This is a genomic window from Pseudomonas sp. BN415 (assembly GCF_029871195.1).
In the GTDB taxonomy this organism is placed as follows: domain Bacteria; phylum Pseudomonadota; class Gammaproteobacteria; order Pseudomonadales; family Pseudomonadaceae; genus Metapseudomonas; species Metapseudomonas resinovorans.
Window position 1 is genome coordinate 106,593 of record NZ_SSOK01000071.1, and the last position, 16,374, is coordinate 122,966.

Genomic DNA, 16,374 nt, shown 5'->3' on the forward strand with positions numbered 1-16,374 from the left:
TTCCTGGGCTGTTCAGCCCCAGTTCTCGCGCAGCTCGGCCCAGATGGCGTCGCCGTTCGGCAGGTATTCGTGCACCTCCATTTCCGGGCAGTTGTCCAGGCATAGGACGGCGACGCAGTCGTCGAATAGGCCCGCGTCCAGGGCGCGGAGCCGGGTCAGATCGAAGGGGAATGCCGGGCCGTTGTAGAGCCCGAGCAGGAAGCTGCCGATGACGCCGCTCTGGCCTGTATCGCGGCGCGCTACAGGTACCAGGCGCTGCAGGGCGGCGATTCCGGCCTCACGGATGGCGGGTCGTTCCTCTTGGTACTGGAACAGGGCGTCGAAGGCGTCGCGGTCAGGTGTGCTCATTGCGACTTTCCTCAGTACGACACAACGGCATGGATGGTCAGTTCGTCGGGCAGGCGGCCTCCGAGGCGCTGCAGGCACTCGATGTGCTGCTCGCTGCACTCGTCGATGCAGATGACCTTGGCCCCGCGGCTGATGCGGTGACGGACTAGCAGCTCCAAGTCGGCGGGCTTGTAGGCGTTGCCGGTGATGATCTGGTGCTCGTCCTGGCCGGACGCGCGGGCGGTCTGGATCAGGCGGATGGTCTTGCCGGTGGCAGGGGCGCCGCGTTCTACGTTCAGTTGCATGGTGCTTCTCCTTTGGGGTTAGGCCCGGGCGTTGCAGCGCCCGGGCTGGGATTCAGTGGCGCTGGATTAGCGCGAGGACCAGGTCAGGGGCGGTGTTGCCGGCGACGATCAGCAGGACCAAGGCGAGGCCGCTACCCAGCAGGGTGAGCAGCAGTTCGCGGCCGGTGGGTTCGTGGTGGTCTTGCATGGTGCTTCTCCTTTGGGGTGGTGCCTGGCGTTGCAGCGCCTAGGCGGGGTTCGTCAAACTAACTGGAACAACCAGCAGCGGACGGTCTTGGGCTGGCCGGAAATGTCCTCCGCGCGCGCCGAGTTGACCGGTTTGTTCGTCTCCAGGAACTTCGGCGACTTGCTGGTCTTGAGCAGGCGCTTGAGCTCGCTGAGCGGGGGCACCTGCTGTTTCTTGTTGGCCGCCATCTCGATCACCTCGTTGAGGTGGAGGGCGACGAAAGCCGACTTGCGGGAGTGGTTGAGGGTGCCGCCCGGCTCGTCCAGCGGGCCGTTGAGGAACTCGAATAGCTCCCAGAAGCTGGTCACGATGGGGTGGTCGGCGTTGATAGCCTGCTGCCGCTCCTGGGCCATGGTGGCGATTTCGCTATGCACCAGGGCAGCGCGCTCGTCGCTGAGCGGCACGACCAGTTGCAGGCAGTCCACCAGGCTGCGCAGCTGCGCGTGGTTCTTGGCGATACGCACGGTGCGGACGCCGGGCAGGGCCAGCAGCTGCTGTTCATAGCCGGAGGTGCGTTCGTCCATGAGCTTCATGATCTGTTGCTCAGGCTTCAGGGCCTTGATCAGGAAGCCGCTCAGCTGCTCCACCGGCATGCGCTCCAGTTGCTCGGCGATCAGCTTGGTTTCCGGGCTCTGGTGCTCTCGGGTCAGGTGGACGTGGCCCAGGCGTTGGAGGATCGGCTCGGAGGCGTTGACCGCGTTGTTCTGGGCGATCAGCAGGGCACCGCGGAAGGGCGGCTCTCGGGTGTCATTGCCGTTGTTCTTCACACCAGTGGAGCGGACGCTGCGGCCGTTGTACGCGGTCTTCAATTCGTCCCAGTCGAAGTGCTTCACCGGGGCGCCTTCCTTCTGCTCACGCTCCGACTCAATCAGCACCACCGGCAGGTTGCCCACCTGGGCGAAGTTCCGCGCGCGGCTGGCGGCAGTGGCCTTGGACGGGTCGAAGCCTTCGTACTCTGTCCGACCGCAGGTCTTCCACAGCAGCTCCACCAAGGTGGTTTTGCCGGATCCGGCCTCGCCGATCAGTTCCAGGAACAGGTAGGACTTGTGAATCTGGCGGATCTGCTCGGCATACAGGGAGCCTAGCCACCAGGCCAGCACCACCACGCCACGTACACCGAAGCACTTCCAGAACAGCTCGAACCAACCCTCGTTGAACTCGCTCAGATTCGGGTTGATGTGCAGCACGGGGGACTGGCTCTGGGACTTGATGCTCAGCTTGCCGATGTCGAAGAAGTCCTCTTCGTTGCGCTGGTGGACCTTGCCGTCGCCGATGGCGATGTCGTTGAAGACATATACGCCGTGCTCGCGGCTGTAGCCGATCCAGTCGATGGTGTTCACGGTCTTGAGGGTGTCGAGCTGGCCCTCGAGCATGCGCTCCAGCTGCTGCGGGGTTCCGGAGAACAGGGCGCCGTTGCACACGTTCAGCAGGCGCTTCTTGAACTCCGGCGCCGACGAGATCTGGGCGGACGTGAATGTGCTCTTGACGGTGGGCGCTTCGGGGCGCTCCACGCGGAAGTAGTACCAGGCCTCGTCGGTCTGCTCGTTCCGCATGAAGTACAGGGCCTGGAAGTAGCAGTTGCCGATGCGCGTTACCGACCCACTCTGGCGCAGAGCTTGGTCGCGGCGTTGTTTTTCGTTGAGCAGCGCGGCTTCATGGTTCTCGTCGCTCTCCAGCTCACGCATGGTCTTGCTGTATTTCTCCTCGTCCAGCCGGAACCAGTAGAGGCGGGAGCGGAACGAGAAATGGAACTCCCGGCGCTCTTCCCAGGTGTACATGAGCAGGCCCTTTTCTTCGGCCGATTCGGCCAGCAGCAGGGCGCCCTGGTGGCGAGCTTCATCCAGGTCCAGCTGGATACGTTTGGCGCGGTCGTCGTCGCTTTCGATGAAGGCCCAGCGCTGGTGGAGGTCATTCCAGTCGACCTTCTTGCCGCTGCGCTGCGGGATGACTGCCGCCTCGCACTTAAAGCCCAGCTCGCGGGCTTCCTTGGCCCAGCTGCGCATGTTGGCCTTGGCGACCGGCTCGTTATCCAGCGCCCAGACCAGGCGCGGCAGCGGCTTGTCCGCCTCCTGGCAGGCCTTTTTGAGGGCTTTGAGCGACTCGGTAGGGCAGGGCGCGCTGCTCATCATGGAGACGGCGGCCATGTCGTGGTGGAGCAGGGCGATGGCGTCGAAGATGCCCTCGACGATCCAAAGCTCGCGCACTTCCACAAGGTTGAGCGAAGGCGGGCACCACCAGACGCCCTTGTAGCTCTCGCCCGGCTTGAAGCGGGCCTTCTGCTTGCCAAAGCGCTCGGGGCGATCGATCAGCCGTTCCCAGTAGCCGCCCTTTTCCAGGGGGAAACGAACAGTCGCGCTGCCAGCGTTGACCTCGCGGCTCCAGTAGTTCTCCTGGGTGAACCAGCCTTCAATCAGCTCGATGCGGAAGCCTCGAGCCATTTCCAGATAGGCGCGGGCCGTCGCGGTCGGGTTCTCGGCAGTGGCCGGTGCCTGCTCGCTCCAATCGTTGAACAGGTCGCCGTACAGGTCCTTGACGTGGATGCGGTGGCCACACTTCTCCGGTCGGCCGCAGATCAGCATCCAGGGCGAGTCGTGGAAGGTGTACAGGGTCTTCTTGCCACAGCGAGGCGCAGGGCAGACGCCCTTGCGCATGTAGTTGGTGCCGCGCATGTGCTGGAGTCCGAAGTCGGACTCGATACGGCGGAGCACCTCGCCCCTGAATCTCTCGTGCATCGTCATGGAAGTGCCTTACTGGTTGGCGGCAAGGGCGGCTTTCAGCGCGCCAATGGTGCGTTTGTGTCCGGACAGGGCCGGGTAGTCGTCGAGGATGCGGCGGCTGCGCAGACCGGCCGGAACGGTGCGGTAGCGGTCGTCATACCAGTGCTCGGTAATGGCTCTGTTCAGCTCGGCGCGCAGGCTGGCGAGCCAGGCCTCAGCCACGGGCTTGGGCATGTCCAACTGGATCGCAACGGCGTCTGGCATGGCGGCGTCCTCGAATTGCGGGTGTAACTTCCCCAAACCCACGGCATGGGCTGGGTCAAAGGTTCGGGTTATCGGGCGCCGGCTTGGGCGAGGAAGGCGTCGGAGAGAATCCGGCGCGGAATCAGGGCGCGTTGGCCGCTGTCGGTGTCCACCAGGATCACCAGGTGTTCATCAGGGCCGGCCGCGAGATCCAGGCCGACCCACTCAGCGCCGTTGTGCAACTGGCTGAGGGCCAGATGCACCAAGCGGGACGCCATGAAGGTGGGCACGTCGAGCGCTTCCACCAGGTGGCGGGTGGTGCGCTCGGCCAGTTCCTCTTGGTCAAGGTGCTGGCCCTGGTGGCGCTCCAGGAAGGCCAGAGCAGCGGCCTGCATGGCCACGCGGTACTGCTGCGGGTTTTCCATAACGATCTGGCTCATGCGTAGGCCTCCTCGTGCAGGGTGTCCAACAGGTCGAGTTGATCGGAGGCCTCGCGGTTGTCCCGCAGGGCCTGCATGCGTGCCACGGCTGGGGCCACGGGCAGCACCACACGGGGCTTGTCCAGGCCGGAGGGGCTCAACTGGTAGTCCCAGCTCATGGAGCCGGAGAAGGTGGCTCCGCAGGGGATGTTCAGGCACTGGGCGTACATGGAACGGAACACCGGGGTCTGGCCCTCGCTGTTACGGATACGCATTTTCCCGCCGCAGGCTGGGCAGACGAGCTTGTAGACGCTTCCCTTGCTCATTGCTTGCGCTCCATGTGTAGGGCAATCACCGCGCGTACTTCCTCGGCGATCGCTGCCATGTGTTCGCGGTGCGCCGCGAAGATTTCGTCGGCTTCCACCTGAGATATGCGCTGGTCTGCCAGCGCCTTGGCGATGACTTGGCCGACGCGGCCTTCCTTCACTTCGGTCTTGATCGAGCGGGCGTATAGGTCGACGTTGTCGAGCTCGCCCACTTCCGGCATGGACACAAACACGCCCTGGTACATGCCGCAGATGTAATCGGCGAGGTAGGTGGTGCGCGTGTCCTGCTCGAGCTGGAGCACCTGCTCATCGCTCAGGGGGCGGTGGCCGGCGTTCTCGTAGAGGTGGTTGTCGAACTTCTTCAGGTCCAGGCCCAGGCGGGCTGCGGCGCATTCCCGGCCGCCCGGGTAGGCGGCGATCACGGCGCTGAGGACCTTGCGGCGGGTGTCAAGAATGGGGCGTTTCATCTTCTCGTTCATCCTTGACGGCCAGGGGACTATCGTTGACCACGCCTTCCTTGATGCCGAGCAGGACTGCGGCGCGGTGGGCTTCACCGCGAAGGCATTTCTTCTGGCCGTTGAGCACCGCATAGACGGTGCTGGGGTTCAGGTCGTGCTTCAGGGCGAAGTCCCGAAGGGACATTCCCTGATCCTCGAGGCGCTTGCGGGCAGCCGCGCGGGCTTGCTCGTCGATGCTGGCGTTCGGCATAGTTCAAATTCGTGTGATTTCGTGTGATTGCAGGCACATTCTTTCCCAATGTTTTGGGACTGTCAACGCCTTATGGAGACATTTGTGGGAATTGGGGACCGCCTGAAACAAGAACGTGAACGTCTGGGATCGAACCAGACCGATTTCGCCGCGCAGGCTGGCGTCTCGAAGAACACCCAGTACAACTACGAGAAAGGGGATCGCAGTCCAGATGCCGCGTACCTGGCTGCAATTGCTGATGTAGGGGTGGATATTCTCTACGTGGTGACTGGACAACACGTTCCGCTGCCCGCTGACAGCATCAGCGCAGCAGATTCCCGAATCCTTGAGCAGTACCACTCCTTGAGCGAAAAGGATCAGGAAGCGGTCGCCCACCTAATTTCTGCCCTTGCGGCAACCAGCATGGGACCCACCGCTTAGAAAACCCAAAACCAGAAGGAGTAGTAGGGATGCGTTTCAACAGAGGGAGTGTGTGATGGATGGTGTTGTGGCGTTGCTGGCTTTAGCGGCTGTAGTGGGCGTGTGGTGGTTGCTTGCGAAACGGATGAAAGCCGGTGGCAAGGGGTGGTTTTCCCGACAGCTGGCCGGTAGCACTGCTGGCGTTTTTTCTGGCCTTGTCGTGGTGGCATGCGCGCTTCAGCTGGGCGTGATCAAGTCCGTTGAGGAGACTTCCAGCAAGCCTGCAATTAGCTACACCATTACCCAGGACGAGTTCCGCGAGGGTCGCCCGCGCAAGGTGGAAGCCACCCTGCCACGGCGTTTGACCGATTCAGAGCTAGCCGAAGTGGCCAAGGCTATTCGGGAGGACTCCAAGTTCGATGCCGACAGGACCTTCATCGGTTTCAGAGTCGAGGGCCAGACCGAAAGCACCTACTGGGCCAATGCCAGCTTTGACCCGGACTACGAAAGCACGCTGATCGGCTTGAGTGCGGACGACTACCAGAAGCTATCTGCTGTCGATCTGGCGGGTTACCCGAGCCGAGTCGGCAGTTGGCTGCGTGATGGCGCCCTGGGCCATGTGATGGTGCTCTACACGAAGGACGGGAAGTACTTCATCGACTCCGTGTTTTCCGATGGCGGCAAGAACACCGAAGAGTATCTCGCGCAGAAGCTACCCGATGGAGGACTGCGCCTAGAGCTCCCTGAGAACAATTTCAATGAGCACTACATGATCCTGTCCGACGGTACGCTGCAGGGCTGGGGCGAGAATGGCGTCTACCTGACCTTACCCCCTATGGCCGCGAGCACGAAAGGTGGTGACCAGGTAGGAAATGGCTGACCTCTGCAGCCAGGATGCACAAGAAGCCCGGCCAAGCGCCGGGCTTCTTTTTTGACATGTAAAGTTTTGGACAGTTGGCAAAGCCAGTGCACCCATATACTGTATGGACATACAGTAGTTCGCGTATGGAGTTCGCGCATGTTGTCGCTTCAGCAGGCAGTCAGCTGTACCGCCAAGGATCACCCCCTGCATCCCACCCAGCTCACGCACCAGGAGCTGATTCTGATTCGGTGGTATCGCCAGCTCGATGACAACCGCCAAGAGAACGTGCTGCGATTCGTATCAGCCATGGCGACGCGTACGACGCAACCACCGGCCAACTGATCCAGAATCAAAAAAGGCGCCTTGAGGCGCCTTTTTCATGGACGGAGTGGTCTACGCGCCGTCGTGGCTTTGCCGGGTGGTGTGGTTCAGTCAAAAGATCAAACGACCACCCACAACCCGACAGGCGAGAAACATGGAAACACTACTTGCTCTTACCAAAGGCATAACCTAGAGCCAAGGTTATTATAGGAACAAATATTGACCAAACTGTCTTCATATCATCAACAAAATCTCCACAAGAACGCAAACTTAGAAGAAATACACAACCGCTCACAACTGCGGCAATGATAAAGCTCCAAGTAATTGTCATCCAAACTATGGAATTCTTTGCATTTTCCCCAGTGCCAATGTTCTCGGTAATTTTCCCGGGTATACCTGACCTTGGCTGAGGCGCCTGCTTCCCAACCTCACCAGAATCAATCCTTCCAGCAACTGGCTCAGCCATTCTCGTTGGCCCCCAAGAGGAATGAATAACTCATTACTCTCACATCGCCCTGCCCACCCAAGGTCTCAACATAAAAAGAAAACAGAACAGACCTTCCCTGCGCCTGAGCAATAACAATTGGCTCAACCCTACCTTCGCCAAGGGAGTTCTTAAAATTATAAAGATCGAAATACAAGGTCCTGCCTTCGACCCTCATATCGTAACGAACTGCTCCCAAGTCATTTTTAAACTCCATTTCGATTGGCATACCATCGAACACTATCTTGCATCTTGGCACCCCTAAATGAAGAACCCCAGAGCCAACCACCTCATAACCATCAATAAAGCTTTTTATTTCAAACACAAATACCTCCAACGCTCCATAAAATTTCGCAACGCTATCTAATATAAATCGAATTATCGCGCCAAATCTTCGAACCCTACCCCACTCGATGCCATAGCGCTACTAAGGCATACGAGAATGCCCCATTACGGGACCTTCTGTTTTTCCTGCATCCGCTTCCACTCCCTTTCCGCTGCCCGCTCTGCGTTGGATTTCGACGCATAGAGGTGTACCAGGCGCCGGGGGTTGGTCTGATCGCCCTTGGTGACCTTCTTCTGTTCCCCCGTTTTCTCGTCGCGGTACCAGGCAACGATGCCGGTGTAGTTGCCCTGGCCACCTTCGGCCAGGTCGGCGACTTCCTCGTCCGGCAGCTTGGACTCCAGCTCGAGGCTGGTGGTGAAGGCCTCCGGGCTGAAGCTGTGGCGGATGTTGCCACCCACCCAGATCTGCTCGGTGATCTCCGCCTTGATGCCGGCCAGGGTGTAGGTCTGGTCCGGGATCAGCTCCGGGCGGCCCTTGGCCAGGGTGTAGCTTAGGGTGGCGGTACCGCGCTGCAGGCGGCGCCACTCTGCCCGGGCGGCGCGCAAGGCGCTGGCCTGGTCGGTGTAGCTGTGGCGCAGTTCCTTGAGGTTGTCACCACCGCCGGCAATCGCCTCCTTCTTCTCCGCGCTGTTCACCTCGTAGTAGTACGCCTTCACGCCCGTGTAGCTGTCGCGATCGGCCTGCAGGAAGCGGTGCTGGTCACCGTCCAGGCGGGTCAGGGTCACATGGGGTAGGGCCAGGCCGGTGGCGGTGGTGCTCTTGCCGGCGGGCATGAACAGCAGGTGCCCGGCCTTGATGGTGGCGATGGCGTCGTGCTCCTGGCCCAGGCGGGTGAGCAGGTTGGCGTCCGACTCGTTGGCCTGGTCCAGGTGCCGCACGTCGATGATGCTGAGTGCCGAGCTGACCACGGCGGACAGGCCGTAGGCGGCGGCAATCGCACTCACCACGGCGCCGATGGTGGTGGCGTGCCAGCTGCGCTCGCGCTTGGCCTTGAGCCCGCCGCGCAGGTCGGCGCTGCGGGCACGGATGCTGAGTTGATCGGGTGCGCCGCTGTGCTCGGTTTCGTCCACCGTGAAGCTGCCCTTGTCCACCAGACCGGTATCGCTCCAGCCCAGCCAGAGCCTCAGTACAGCACCACGCGGCGGGATGGCCAGCATCCCGTCGTGGTCGCTGAGTACCACGTCCAACTGGTCCGCTTCCATGCCTCGGTTGTCGGTGAGGTCGAGGCTGACGAGGCGCTGCTCGATCGCCAACGTGATGTCCTGGCCATCCACCACCAGGCGGCAGATAGGGCGGGGGTAGGCGGTAGTTTCGCGGTACAGGCGCTGAGCGCCGTCAATGATGCCACCCACCATCACAACAGCCCCCGCAGGATGTCGCCGGCAGTGCTGGTTGCCGCGCCCAGGATATCCACGCGACCTTCGTCGATCCGCTTGAGGGTGAGGGTGAACTCGATGCGGCGGGCGGCGCCGTCACTGAAGAAGTAGGTGCGCGTTTCGCTCAGGCTCTCGATTACCCAGGCACCGTAGATGCGCCCGGTACCCTCCACCAGGGGCCAGGCCTTTCCGGTGTCGGCCATGTAGGCCAGGGTGTCGAGGCTGATGGCGGCGCCGGCCAGTGCCGGTACCAGCACGCCGGGCAGGGTGATGGTGTCGTCACCCTTACCTAGGAACTGGCGCGCCGGGTTGGTACCGATGCGCGAGGTCGAGCCGTGGCGCCATTCGCGCTGCCGTTGGAACTCCTGGTAGGCGAGCGTCTCCATTCCGAAGACGAACATGCCGAGGGCCATCATCATGGCGGTTACTCCTGGTCGCTGAGCGAACTACGGGCGCGGGCCTGGCTGGCGCGGGATGCTTGGGCCAGTGCTTCGCCGACCTTCTGGCCAACCAACTGGGCAAGCTGCTGCTCGCTCATGCCTGGGGCTGCGTAGACCTGAACGGTGATGGGCGGAAACGCCGGAGCGCTGGCCGGTGCTGCGCGGGCTGCGCCCAGGGGTGCCCGCTTGTCGATATTCAGCGGTTCGACGTTGCTGATCGCCGGGGTGGCGGTGGCCATGCTGGCCGCCGTCAGGCCGATCGAGACGGCGCCGGCCTGTGCGAGGCGCTTGGCCGTGTCGGCCATCTGGCTGAGCGGCCCCTTCTCGCCCCCGGCGAGCCCTTGTTCCAGGCCCTGCATGGTGAAGCCGCCCAATTGAGCGAACACGCGCGACGGGCTGTGGATGCCGAGCTTTTCCTTGAACCAGCCGATGGTGGAGCTGGCTACCTGGTTGATGGCGCCCTTGATCTGGCTAAGGCCTGCCAGCAGACCGTTAACCAGGCCTCGGACGATCATGTTGCCGAACTCAGTGAAGCGCACCGGCAGATCGAGGCCGAGGTAGTTCAACACCTCCGCGAAGGCGCGGTACACCAGGCCGACCGGGTTGAAGTTCATCAGGGTGGTGATGATGCCGCCAAGGCCGCCGTTGAAGCCTGCCTTGATCTCGGCCCACATGCCCTCGAAGTAGGGGCCCAGCTTGTCCCAGTTGGCATAGATCAGGGTGGCCCCGAGCGCGATGCCGGTGATAACTGCCAGGATGGGGTTCGCCAGAGCCAGGGCGCCCAGAAGGCGCAATCCTGTAGCCACCAGGGGCAGCGCTTTTCTTCCGATGTTGAGCAGGACGCCACCCAAGCTGACGCCCCGAATGGTGGTGAGCGCCAGGCCGTAGCGGAACATGGCGAATGGCCCCAGAAATCCAGCCATGGCAAGGGCCACGGCACCGAAGCCGGTCGCCAAGGCGGCAACGCCAGCGACTGTCTTGAGGATCTGTCCAGTAAGTTCTGGGTTGGCTTTCACCCAGGCCGAAATGCGTCCGACGATCGCGCCGAACCCTTCCAGCAGCTCAACGAGTGTGGGCCGGAGGGTTTCGCCCAAGCCGCTGGAGAGATTGAACAGACGGTTCTGCGCCATTTCCAGGCGTGCAGACATCGCATCCGCTCGGATATCGGCCTCGCGTTGCATGGACCCATTGCCGCCGGCCGCGTTGGCCAGCTCCAACTGACGGCGGTATTCCTGGATGTTGTTCGCCAGCTTGGCGGCGTCGTCGCCGTAATCCTTGCCGAACAACTGGGTGGTGACGCTGAGCTGCTGGTCCTGTGGCAGCCTGTTGACGGCTTCCAGCACCTTCTGGATGGTGCCGGTGGCATCTTTGACCATGTCGGACTGTAAGGCCGCCGCGTCCAGGCCTAGAGTCTTCAGGCCGTTCTGAAAGCGCTTGGGCTGATCGGCTGCGATGGAGAGTTCGCGAATCATGGCCTTCGTGGCGGTACCGGCTACCTCCGCTGAGGCCCCCAGACTGAGAAAGGTGGAGCCCAGGGCTGCCGCATCGCGGAAGCTCATGCCCACCGACGCAGTGACGCCGGCCGTGCGCTGCATTACGTCGATGATGTCGGCGCCCTTGGACTGGGCGTTGTCGTCCAGATAGTTGATGGCATCACCAAGCTGACTGATGTTCTTGATCGGCAGCTTGTAGAGGTTGGCGATACGCGCGAGGTTCTCGCCGATCTGGTCGGCCGGCAGCTCGAATGCGGTGGCGGCGTTGGCGGCCACTTCGGCGAACTTCAGCAGGTTGTCCTTGCCCTGGATGCCCATGCGCGCGCCGCCCTCGACCAGGGCGGCGATTTCGGTGGTGGCCATGGGGATGCGCTCGCTCATGGCCTTGATGGCATCGCCCATCTCGTAATAGGTGGCGGTGAGCTTGCCGTTGTCGTCGCGCGCGCCTTCCACCTGCTTGGCCACGCCGAGCATGGCGTCCTCGAAGTCGATGTAGCTCTTGAGGCTACCGATGACAGGCGCGCCCATCGCGGCACCGGTTGCCGCCGAGGCGGCCCCGGCTCCGGCCATGCTGCCGGCGAGCTGCTGGGTGCGGTCGTATTGGGCGCGCACGCGGTTGAGGGCTTCTTGCTTCCGGGTGAGCTCTGCCAGCTTGGCCTGCTGCGCCTGGATGGCCGCGTTGGCCTTTACCATGCCGGCGGCGAGCTGCTGCTCGTGGGTGGCCAGGTTGTCGGTGCTGATGCCGGCGCTTTCCAGCCGGGTACGCAGGTTCGCAAGGCGCTGGCTCTGGTCCTGGTGCCGGCCGTTGAGGGTCTGCACTGCCGCCGTGGTCTTGGCGATGTCGTCCTTGTAGCGTCGCATTTGGCTCTGGGATTGGCGGTAGCCGGTTTCGAGCTGGGTGAGGCGATCGCGGGCCATCAGGTACTGCTGGTTGAGGGCGGCGCTGGGTTCCTTGGCGGAGAGGAGAGCCCTCTGCAGGTTGCTGACGGCGCGGCGGTGGACGTTCACCTCGGCGCCCAGGGCCTGCTGGGTGACCTTGTGAGCTTCCATGGCGCGCTGATAGGCGCCCAGCTTGTCGCGGGCCTGCTGGAGCTCGGTACCGGTGCCCTGCAACTCCTCCTGGTACTTCTTGAAGCCGGTGGCCTGGCGCTGCAGTTGTTCGAGGGACTTCAGGTGCTCGCGGGTTTCCTTGAGCTGGCGACCGAGGCCGCTGCTGCTCTGGGTGATGGCGCGGATGGGCCGCGTGGCGCGGTCAACTGCATCCAGAATGACCTTTAGTTGCAGATCACGCGCCATGTGTTTGCTCCCAGCGAATCCTGGCGTTCTCCCGCCATTCGATCAGATCAGAAAGCGACAGCGGGTCCATATCCGCTGGCGCCCAGTGGAACACCAGGGCGATGTCGCCCATGGCGTCTTCTACGCGACGAGGAAGGCCTCTTTCTCGGCCTTCCTCACCAAAAAACTGGCCACCGCTACGCCGCACTGCATCAGGTCCGCTGGGTCCAGTCGGCCGACTTCGTTGTCGGTGAGGGTGGGGGTGCTGATGCGCGGAATGACCTTGCGCAGGGCCAACACATCCATCTGGGCCAGATCCAGGAGGGTGACGCCGCGCAGCTCGCCGCTCATGGGCTTGCGTAGGGTCACTTCGGTGATGGTGGTGTTGCCGCGCACCAGGGGCACGTCGAGGGTGATGACTTCCTCTCCGGGGTTCTTGGGCTTCTCGTCCAGGGCGATGGCCTGGGTGGTTTCGGTACGTTCCATGGGGTTGCTCCTTTGGGTTGGGGGTGCCGGCGAACGGGCCGGCGGGATGTGTCCGGCGAGCGGCATGGATTACAGGCCGATCGCGGCGCGGTGGGCAGCGAGCAGGTCCTCGCCGTCGACGATGAGGATGAAGTTGAGGAGGTCGATTTCCATGATCACTTCGCCGTCTACGGTGAGCTTGTAGTAGCTGCAGGTGGTGGTGATCTTGTGCTCGGTGTCCTCGCCTGGCTTCGATTCGCCCAGGTCGATTTCTTCGTGCCGGCCGCGCACAACCACCTCCACGGCGCTGGTTTCGGTGGTGTCGTCACGCTGGAAGGAGCCGGCGAAACGCAGCATCACGCCATCGGCACGCACCGCGCCAAACTGGCGCAGGACCAGCAGGTCGATGCCGCCGAGGGTCCACTCGAGCTGGATACCGTCATCGCTGTGGCCGAGGTCGACCTTGACCGGGCCGTCCATGCCGCCGCCGCGCCAGGCCTCGAGCTTACGGCCGAGTTTCGGCAGGGTGACGGAGGCGACGACGCCCACGTAGCTGTTGCCGTCGTTGAACAGGTTCTGGTGTTTGAGCTTCTTGGGCAGGGCCATGGTGGGGCTCTCCTACGGCGCGGCCAGCGGCCGCGCGGGTGAATGGGTCAACCGTTGACGCGGGCGGCGAAGTCGATCAGGTAGCGATCGGTGATGCGCTGCTGGAAGGTGAGGTCCTCGAGCGGCGGCACGGGGGTGTAGTCGTAGTCCAGGAACAACTTGCCCGCCTTGAGGGTGTCCTTGTCGTTGAAGGCCGGGTCGTACCAGCACTCACCTCCGATCAGGTAGCCGCGGCGGGTGAGGTCGCGGAACTTGGCGTTGATGCTCTCGACGATGTCGCGCACCAGGCTGGCGTGCATGGGTTTGTCGACCGCCCAGAAGTGACCTTCGGCCATGGTGTCGGCTAGCACCTGGGCGGTGCGGGTGTAGTTCTCGAAGGCGAAGAGTGGATCTTCCGAGCAGGTGCGGGAGCCCCAGAAGCGGAAGCCGTCGCGACGGACCAGGGTGGTGACCTCGGCCGCGTTGAGCAGGCCGGCGTCGGTGTTGGGGTTTTGCAGGTCCCAGAACACGTCCTTGGACAGACCCGATACGCCATTGACCGGCACGTTGGACAGGGTCTTGTGCCAGCCAACCTGCTCGTCCAGCTTGGCGCGAAGGCCCAGGGCGCGGGCGACGGCAGCCGCCGGGGCGTCGGCGTTGGTGGTGGTGTCCCAGTTCACGAAGTCCGGCCAGATGAGCATGAGCTCGCGGGCGCCGAAGTTCTCGCGGTAGGCGATCGCGTCGCTCACGGTCTCGCACTCCCAGGCGCTGGCATAGGCGAAGCCGCGCAGCTTCTGCGCGATGGTGGCCAGCTCGGTGGAGACGGCCAGGGAATCCAGCCCCGGTACGCCCAGGATGCGCGGGCGCACCCCAAGCTGGGCCTCGGCCGCGAGCAGGGCCTTCATGCCGGTGTATTGGCCGCCGACAGTGACCCCGCCGATGATCTTGGTAGTCTGGTCTGCGGCTTTGGCAGCGGCATCCGCACCTTCGCCATCGGCCACACGCACCACCACGACCACAGGACTGGCCTGGTCGGCGATGGCGTCGAGGCTCTTGGCCAAGGTGCCCAGCTCACCGGCCTTGCCGGAAGCGGTGAGCACGTCGGTGAGCAGGGCGGGCTTGTTCAGAGGGAAAACGGTGGCATCCGCGTCGCTGGCCGTGCAGACCATGCCGACTACACCCGTCGAGATAGTGCGGATGGGGCGGCTGCCCTGGTTGATTTCGACGACTCGGGCGCCGTGATGGTAATCGTTAGGCATGGGAGCTCCTGCAGGGCTGGGTGCCAGATCAGTGAGCCTTGAGGGTGACGCGCGCGCGAGCCCGGCGGTAGCGACGGGCCCTGTAGGAAGGGCCGGTACAGGACGGGCATGAAAAAGCCCCGGCTTGCGGGGCTATTTCATGGGGTCAAAATTGGCAGGGACGGGGTAGCACTGGATGCCATTCGACTTGATGGTGTTCCAGGTCGGATGGAGGGGTTCGTAGGTCTGTGGGTGTGCCTTGATCCAGCCGTCCAGCCATTCGACCCGCCGGGTTAGTTCTTCCACCTGGACTCGCAGCCGGCTTCGATCGTCGTTGACGCGCTGCTGCTGCTCCACCAGGTGACGGATGTTCTGCTTTGCCTTGCGAAGCTGGTTGGCGCATTCCTGGTATTCGCTCTCCAGCAGCAGAACCTGCTGCCGGAGCATCTCTTCGTCGGTCGGAACGCCCAGGCAACCGAAATCGTCCGCGTCTTCCAGGTCGTGCATGGAAAACCTCAAAACAACTGTATATGCAGACAGTATATTCTGAGTTTACTCCTGCTCAATGGTGTGCGGACGAGCGTGGCTTAAATTCGCCCTGGATCAGCTCATCTGGGCAGCGAGAGCGTTCACTGCTGCAAGAATTTCCGCGCAGCGATCGACAGCGGCTTGCCCCTCGAGTCGATTCAGCTCGTACTTGCGCATGCGCAGGCAGCCCAGTTGCTGCTGTGCAGCACGCAGCCCGTCTGCTTGGGCCAGTATCAGGTCAGTGGCTTCGCGATAGATGGCGGCGGCCGCTTCCAGATTGGACGGGTCGAACACATAGGCAGCATCGGCGAATGCCTTCACCCACACGGCCGGAACGCCCTGATAGCCACCATTCTTGTAGGTGCGAGCAGAAGCCTCGCGCTCCAGGTACTCGTTCTCAAAGCGTGTCCAGTTGGCCGTCACTTCAGCAACACGGTTATCAATGAGCGCGCGCAAATCTGCGATTCCCGGGAGTGGGGCATCGCGCAGCACTGGGCGGCCTTCGGCGTCGCTGGCCAAGACCTTGCCGTTGCTCATTCCCTCCAGCAGCGCACGGTACTCGGCAGCCGGTACCTGGACGGCGTCCTCGGGAATCTTGGTGCTGGGGTTGGGGACCTCGATCAGCGTGGGCGTGGCCAGCCAGTCGGGAGCCTGGACGGTGACGGGCTCTTCCGTCGTGTTGGTGTAGATCGTGCCGTCCTGGAGCTCAATCGAATCGCCGGGCTCTACCTCGACGGGGACGTTTGGCCGTACCCAGTCGGGGTGGACGGCCGAGACGCTGCGTGCCCCGTGTACCTCTTCGCAGAAGAAGGCCACGAGCGACGCACTGAAGAACATGGTTTGAATTTGCTGCATAGGTTTCCCCTTACAGCAGGGCGCCAGGCAAGGGCGCCCTGCATGGTGTTAGTTGCCCACTGCCCAGTATTGGTAGGAGTTGCCGACGGCGCTGCCCCGCCAGATGAAGGCGCCCAGGCCGCTTCTGTCTGCACCGGCATAGCCCACGGAGCCGGTGCCGGGGGTATAGCCTTGCGTGACCAAAACCCTGCGGAAGTAGTTCGGAAACGCGATGGGCAACGACTGCGTAAGGTCGCCCGAGGTGGCTGGAGCAGTGAGCCCCCACTGAACAATCAGCCCGGACGGCAACTGCTGCCAGCCGACCTCCCCGAGCGAGGCGCCGAAGTTACCGCCCATCCCCAGAACGCCTGTACCCATCACGAACCACTGGCCGGCAGCCACGCAGATCAGCGTGACCGACTCACCCTGGCGCAGGGTGAAGCTGGTGTACGTCATC

General features: G+C 62.9%; 22 protein-coding genes. 3 read left to right on the top strand and 19 right to left on the bottom strand.

Annotation, left to right across the window (positions count from 1 at the left end):
* Positions 1-12 precede the first annotated feature (12 nt).
* The 9 genes from E8F20_RS27710 to E8F20_RS27750 all read right to left on the bottom strand — a co-directional run bounded on the left by E8F20_RS27710 (position 13) and on the right by E8F20_RS27750 (position 5,271).
* On the bottom strand, positions 13-348 hold the full coding sequence (locus E8F20_RS27710; RefSeq protein ID WP_280286614.1) for a hypothetical protein: 336 nt from the start codon (positions 346-348) through the stop codon (positions 13-15).
* A gap of 11 nt (positions 349-359) precedes the next feature.
* Complete coding sequence (locus E8F20_RS27715) at positions 360-632, bottom strand: hypothetical protein (protein WP_280286615.1); 273 nt, start codon at positions 630-632, stop codon at positions 360-362.
* A gap of 52 nt (positions 633-684) precedes the next feature.
* Positions 685-819 (bottom strand): hypothetical protein, encoded by a 135-nt coding sequence (locus tag E8F20_RS27720; protein ID WP_280286616.1) that lies wholly within the window; start codon positions 817-819, stop codon positions 685-687.
* Between the two features lie 53 nt (positions 820-872).
* Positions 873-3,590: a toprim domain-containing protein gene (locus E8F20_RS27725; protein WP_280286680.1), complete on the bottom strand. Its 2,718-nt coding sequence runs from the start codon at positions 3,588-3,590 to the stop codon at positions 873-875.
* A gap of 15 nt (positions 3,591-3,605) precedes the next feature.
* Complete coding sequence (locus E8F20_RS27730) at positions 3,606-3,839, bottom strand: hypothetical protein (protein ID WP_280286617.1); 234 nt, start codon at positions 3,837-3,839, stop codon at positions 3,606-3,608.
* A 68-nt stretch (positions 3,840-3,907) separates the two neighbouring features.
* Entirely contained in the window at positions 3,908-4,258 is a 351-nt protein-coding gene (locus E8F20_RS27735; protein WP_280286618.1) for a hypothetical protein, read from the bottom strand.
* Positions 4,255-4,563, bottom strand: coding sequence for an ogr/Delta-like zinc finger family protein (locus tag E8F20_RS27740; RefSeq protein ID WP_280286619.1), 309 nt, complete (start codon positions 4,561-4,563; stop codon positions 4,255-4,257). Before E8F20_RS27740 ends, E8F20_RS27735 begins: the two co-directional genes overlap by 4 nt.
* Complete coding sequence (locus E8F20_RS27745; protein WP_280286620.1) at positions 4,560-5,030, bottom strand: YmfL family putative regulatory protein; 471 nt, start codon at positions 5,028-5,030, stop codon at positions 4,560-4,562. Before E8F20_RS27745 ends, E8F20_RS27740 begins: the two co-directional genes overlap by 4 nt.
* A complete protein-coding gene (locus E8F20_RS27750) occupies positions 5,011-5,271 on the bottom strand; it encodes a DNA-binding protein (RefSeq protein ID WP_280286621.1) in 261 nt (86 codons plus the stop codon). Before E8F20_RS27750 ends, E8F20_RS27745 begins: the two co-directional genes overlap by 20 nt.
* An 84-nt stretch (positions 5,272-5,355) precedes the next feature.
* Between E8F20_RS27750 and E8F20_RS27755 the strand changes: the two genes are divergently transcribed.
* The 3 genes from E8F20_RS27755 (at position 5,356) to E8F20_RS27765 (ending at position 6,874) form a co-directional block, all read left to right on the top strand.
* Entirely contained in the window at positions 5,356-5,691 is a 336-nt protein-coding gene (locus E8F20_RS27755) for a helix-turn-helix transcriptional regulator (RefSeq protein ID WP_280286622.1), read from the top strand.
* A 55-nt stretch (positions 5,692-5,746) separates the two neighbouring features.
* Entirely contained in the window at positions 5,747-6,550 is an 804-nt protein-coding gene (locus E8F20_RS27760; RefSeq protein ID WP_280286623.1) for a zinc ribbon domain-containing protein, read from the top strand.
* Positions 6,551-6,688: 138 nt separating this feature from the next.
* Positions 6,689-6,874: a hypothetical protein gene (locus tag E8F20_RS27765; RefSeq protein WP_280286624.1), complete on the top strand. Its 186-nt coding sequence runs from the start codon at positions 6,689-6,691 to the stop codon at positions 6,872-6,874.
* A 437-nt stretch (positions 6,875-7,311) separates the two neighbouring features.
* Here the strand turns inward: E8F20_RS27765 and E8F20_RS27770 are convergent, their stop codons facing one another.
* From E8F20_RS27770 to E8F20_RS27815, 10 genes are all read right to left on the bottom strand, one after another.
* A complete protein-coding gene (locus E8F20_RS27770; protein WP_280286625.1) occupies positions 7,312-7,662 on the bottom strand; it encodes a DUF6864 domain-containing function in 351 nt (116 codons plus the stop codon).
* Positions 7,663-7,787: 125 nt separating this feature from the next.
* Positions 7,788-9,038: a phage late control D family protein gene (locus E8F20_RS27775; protein WP_280286626.1), complete on the bottom strand. Its 1,251-nt coding sequence runs from the start codon at positions 9,036-9,038 to the stop codon at positions 7,788-7,790.
* Positions 9,038-9,478: a phage tail protein gene (locus E8F20_RS27780; protein WP_280286627.1), complete on the bottom strand. Its 441-nt coding sequence runs from the start codon at positions 9,476-9,478 to the stop codon at positions 9,038-9,040. Before E8F20_RS27780 ends, E8F20_RS27775 begins: the two co-directional genes overlap by 1 nt.
* 5 nt (positions 9,479-9,483) lie before the next feature.
* Entirely contained in the window at positions 9,484-12,288 is a 2,805-nt protein-coding gene (locus E8F20_RS27785; protein WP_280286628.1) for a phage tail tape measure protein, read from the bottom strand.
* The gene (locus E8F20_RS27790) at positions 12,278-12,400 is read right to left on the bottom strand and encodes a GpE family phage tail protein (protein WP_280286629.1); all 123 of its coding nucleotides are present in this window, start codon (positions 12,398-12,400) and stop codon (positions 12,278-12,280) included. Before E8F20_RS27790 ends, E8F20_RS27785 begins: the two co-directional genes overlap by 11 nt.
* 8 nt (positions 12,401-12,408) lie before the next feature.
* Complete coding sequence (locus tag E8F20_RS27795) at positions 12,409-12,753, bottom strand: phage tail assembly protein (protein ID WP_280286630.1); 345 nt, start codon at positions 12,751-12,753, stop codon at positions 12,409-12,411.
* A gap of 69 nt (positions 12,754-12,822) precedes the next feature.
* Positions 12,823-13,338, bottom strand: coding sequence for a phage major tail tube protein (locus E8F20_RS27800; RefSeq protein WP_280286631.1), 516 nt, complete (start codon positions 13,336-13,338; stop codon positions 12,823-12,825).
* Between the two features lie 47 nt (positions 13,339-13,385).
* A complete protein-coding gene (locus tag E8F20_RS27805; protein WP_280286632.1) occupies positions 13,386-14,576 on the bottom strand; it encodes a phage tail sheath protein in 1,191 nt (396 codons plus the stop codon).
* A 132-nt stretch (positions 14,577-14,708) separates the two neighbouring features.
* The gene (locus E8F20_RS27810; RefSeq protein ID WP_280286633.1) at positions 14,709-15,062 is read right to left on the bottom strand and encodes a hypothetical protein; all 354 of its coding nucleotides are present in this window, start codon (positions 15,060-15,062) and stop codon (positions 14,709-14,711) included.
* Positions 15,063-15,158: 96 nt separating this feature from the next.
* Positions 15,159-15,938, bottom strand: a complete 780-nt coding sequence (locus tag E8F20_RS27815; protein WP_280286634.1) for a hypothetical protein — start codon at positions 15,936-15,938, stop codon at positions 15,159-15,161.
* Positions 15,939-16,374: the final 436 nt, after the last annotated feature.

What these genes read in the sequence shown, in the direction of transcription:
- E8F20_RS27710 (WP_280286614.1), bottom strand. Translation starts at nt 348, where the DNA reads ATGAGCACACCTGACCGCGACGCCTTCGACGCCCTGTTCCAGTACCAA.
- E8F20_RS27715 (WP_280286615.1), bottom strand. Translation starts at nt 632, where the DNA reads ATGCAACTGAACGTAGAACGCGGCGCCCCTGCCACCGGCAAGACCATC.
- E8F20_RS27720 (WP_280286616.1), bottom strand. Translation starts at nt 819, where the DNA reads ATGCAAGACCACCACGAACCCACCGGCCGCGAACTGCTGCTCACCCTG.
- E8F20_RS27725 (WP_280286680.1), bottom strand. Translation starts at nt 3,590, where the DNA reads ATGCACGAGAGATTCAGGGGCGAGGTGCTCCGCCGTATCGAGTCCGAC.
- E8F20_RS27730 (WP_280286617.1), bottom strand. Translation starts at nt 3,839, where the DNA reads ATGCCAGACGCCGTTGCGATCCAGTTGGACATGCCCAAGCCCGTGGCT.
- E8F20_RS27735 (WP_280286618.1), bottom strand. Translation starts at nt 4,258, where the DNA reads ATGAGCCAGATCGTTATGGAAAACCCGCAGCAGTACCGCGTGGCCATG.
- E8F20_RS27740 (WP_280286619.1), bottom strand. Translation starts at nt 4,563, where the DNA reads ATGAGCAAGGGAAGCGTCTACAAGCTCGTCTGCCCAGCCTGCGGCGGG.
- E8F20_RS27745 (WP_280286620.1), bottom strand. Translation starts at nt 5,030, where the DNA reads ATGAAACGCCCCATTCTTGACACCCGCCGCAAGGTCCTCAGCGCCGTG.
- E8F20_RS27750 (WP_280286621.1), bottom strand. Translation starts at nt 5,271, where the DNA reads ATGCCGAACGCCAGCATCGACGAGCAAGCCCGCGCGGCTGCCCGCAAG.
- E8F20_RS27760 (WP_280286623.1), top strand. Translation starts at nt 5,747, where the DNA reads ATGGATGGTGTTGTGGCGTTGCTGGCTTTAGCGGCTGTAGTGGGCGTG.
- E8F20_RS27765 (WP_280286624.1), top strand. Translation starts at nt 6,689, where the DNA reads ATGTTGTCGCTTCAGCAGGCAGTCAGCTGTACCGCCAAGGATCACCCC.
- E8F20_RS27775 (WP_280286626.1), bottom strand. Translation starts at nt 9,038, where the DNA reads ATGGTGGGTGGCATCATTGACGGCGCTCAGCGCCTGTACCGCGAAACT.
- E8F20_RS27780 (WP_280286627.1), bottom strand. Translation starts at nt 9,478, where the DNA reads ATGATGATGGCCCTCGGCATGTTCGTCTTCGGAATGGAGACGCTCGCC.
- E8F20_RS27785 (WP_280286628.1), bottom strand. Translation starts at nt 12,288, where the DNA reads ATGGCGCGTGATCTGCAACTAAAGGTCATTCTGGATGCAGTTGACCGC.
- E8F20_RS27790 (WP_280286629.1), bottom strand. Translation starts at nt 12,400, where the DNA reads ATGGGCGACATCGCCCTGGTGTTCCACTGGGCGCCAGCGGATATGGAC.
- E8F20_RS27795 (WP_280286630.1), bottom strand. Translation starts at nt 12,753, where the DNA reads ATGGAACGTACCGAAACCACCCAGGCCATCGCCCTGGACGAGAAGCCC.
- E8F20_RS27800 (WP_280286631.1), bottom strand. Translation starts at nt 13,338, where the DNA reads ATGGCCCTGCCCAAGAAGCTCAAACACCAGAACCTGTTCAACGACGGC.
- E8F20_RS27805 (WP_280286632.1), bottom strand. Translation starts at nt 14,576, where the DNA reads ATGCCTAACGATTACCATCACGGCGCCCGAGTCGTCGAAATCAACCAG.
- E8F20_RS27810 (WP_280286633.1), bottom strand. Translation starts at nt 15,062, where the DNA reads ATGCACGACCTGGAAGACGCGGACGATTTCGGTTGCCTGGGCGTTCCG.
- E8F20_RS27815 (WP_280286634.1), bottom strand. Translation starts at nt 15,938, where the DNA reads ATGCAGCAAATTCAAACCATGTTCTTCAGTGCGTCGCTCGTGGCCTTC.